Below are 2,095 nucleotides of genomic sequence, written 5' to 3'. Positions count from 1 at the left end.
CCCAAAGCGCATAAAATCATTAACCGGTGTTCATTACTCATTTGCTTCAGTAAATCTGCTGCTGCTTTGGCATGAGTTTGCATGTCGTTCAAGTCAGAAAAAGACGGAGATGGTGTGCTCATGGACAGTCCCTACAAAAATACGTCCACAAACAATATCAGTAATTACTAAATTAGTAAATTCTAATTTAGTAATTACTGTTTAATTAGCAAGGAGTAGATTATTTTGGATTTAATAAGAAAAGGCTGGCGAGTATTCACGCAACTCACCAGCTGAAAAGTGTTAATTTATAGTTTGACGAATTCGCCGACCGGCACGTCCGACATAATTTTTTGTAAGTCACTAGCGTTTAAGGCCAGCGCATAGCCTAAAACGCCACTGCCTATGATCACCTGCTCAAATTGAAATGCGCTGTTATCCGCCAATACTGTAATTGTTTCAGGCAAAGCAATGGGAGGCACTGCACCAACGACATAGCCAGTTGCTTCTGAGACTTCATCAAACTCGGCCATGCGCAGTTTTTTCTCACCAAGCTGTTTGCGAAGCGCTGCCCAATCTGCTCGACCACCGCCGGCTACGGCTAACAGCACAAATTTATCCGAGCCAGTCTTAAATAATAAGCTGCGCACCACAGAATTGGGATCTCGCCCCTGACCACTGAGTAATTCTTCCAGATTGCGGATAGGTTTTTTATCCTCACTGAGCGGAATTTCAATCACGTCATAATGAATGGCGTTGCTTGCCAATAACTCAGTGACCGGAGAGCTGATAGTCTGGCTCATGGATTCTCCAAAGATGGTGTTAAAAGTAGCTACTTTATGAATTAATCACTCAAACTGTCAAAGCAACAATGTCAGTATCCCCAGCAACATAAATACAATTGACGCCGCATAACGTGCAGCATTCAACGGTAGTTTCTGCATCAAGCGATGTCCGAAAATAACGATTGGGACGTTGGCTAACATCATGCCAACAGTGGTGCCGAGGGTTACCAGCAGGAATTGCTGATATTGTGCTGCCAGAATGACCGTTGCGATTTGGGTTTTGTCACCGATTTCAGCCAGAAAAAATAACACCATAGTCGCAATAAAGGCACCGTAACGATTGAGATTTGAAGAAGCATCTTCTTCTTTATCTGGGATTAATATCCATAATGCGACTGCAATAAAACTGATACCAATCAGTAATCGACCCGTTTGCGGAGAGATAAACTCGGTGATCCACACCCCCAGCCATGCTGAAAGACCATGGTTAAGCAGCGTAGCAACTAAAATACCGAAAATAATGGGAATGGGGGCGCGGAAACGGGCAGCAAGAAATAACGAAAGAAGTTGGGTTTTATCGCCGATCTCCGCCAATGCGACGGTTGAAGTTGAAACTAGAAAAGCTTCCATGATTTAGTTACTCAGGCGGGATAAAAAACCAAAGGCAAATAGCAGCTACCCGCCTATGGAGCTGTTATTTGCCTCAGGTCTTGCCAATGCCACTCGTCAGAATGACACGAACCTGCCATGTGTCTTGAGGACACAAGTATGTTGACAGATTCACGCACTAAGGCTTGTTCGTTTCTCATCGTTGATGGGAAGTAAGCAGGCCTTAAGGTGGGTAGACTACTCCCCTAAGACAGCTGGCATTATAAGCATCTCTGCCGGGCACTGCAATGAAAGGTTTAGACTCTGAGTTTCCAGGTAGGCTGATTGTTTTCATTAATAATCTGATGCTTGATTAACCATTGCTGGGCATCTTCCGCATCCTGTTCAAACCAGGCTTCGGCACTGCCGAGGCGGAAACTGTAGCCCCAGCTATCCATATCCAGCATCATTCGCTGTTTACCCATTTCGGGCAGAAAATCACTGAGCAGGATCTGCAGATAACATACGCCATTTTCTTCATCATAATCACCAGCGGCATCGGTATCTAACGTTGTGCGGCGTTGATTATCCATACAGATATAATGGCCAGCTTCATGAAGAGCAGAGTGAACAGGCGTATCAAGACGTAACAATAATTGATTGCCTAGCAGGCCGGCTTCACGTTCGCCAAAAAAACTGCCGGGAATAGTCTCATTTTCTTCAACCTGTCTGATTTCAATCCC

The 2,095-nt window shown here is 44.7% G+C and carries 3 protein-coding genes; all 3 read right to left on the bottom strand.

What is annotated here, in order from left to right:
• Nucleotides 1-287: 287 nt before the first annotated feature.
• Nucleotides 288-782: an aminoacyl-tRNA deacylase gene (locus tag B3M51_RS04520; RefSeq protein WP_292481191.1), complete on the bottom strand. Its 495-nt coding sequence runs from the start codon at nt 780-782 to the stop codon at nt 288-290.
• 57 nt (nt 783-839) lie between these two features.
• Complete coding sequence (locus tag B3M51_RS04515) at nt 840-1,394, bottom strand: TMEM165/GDT1 family protein (RefSeq protein ID WP_104934523.1); 555 nt, start codon at nt 1,392-1,394, stop codon at nt 840-842.
• 275 nt (nt 1,395-1,669) lie between these two features.
• The coding region (locus B3M51_RS04510; protein WP_292757119.1) for a hypothetical protein at nt 1,670-2,095 on the bottom strand (426 nt) is incomplete at its 5' end.

It is taken from the genome of Methylophaga sp. UBA2689 (assembly GCA_002354555.1).
Taxonomy (GTDB): Bacteria; Pseudomonadota; Gammaproteobacteria; order Nitrosococcales; family Methylophagaceae; genus Methylophaga.
The sequence above is the reverse complement of the archived record's forward strand: the minus strand, read 5'-3'. Positions and strand labels throughout refer to the sequence as shown.

Excerpts from the sequence above, each read along its gene's own strand:
- B3M51_RS04515 (WP_104934523.1), bottom strand. The coding sequence starts at position 1,394 with ATGGAAGCTTTTCTAGTTTCAACTTCAACCGTCGCATTGGCGGAGATC.
- B3M51_RS04520 (WP_292481191.1), bottom strand. The coding sequence starts at position 782 with ATGAGCCAGACTATCAGCTCTCCGGTCACTGAGTTATTGGCAAGCAAC.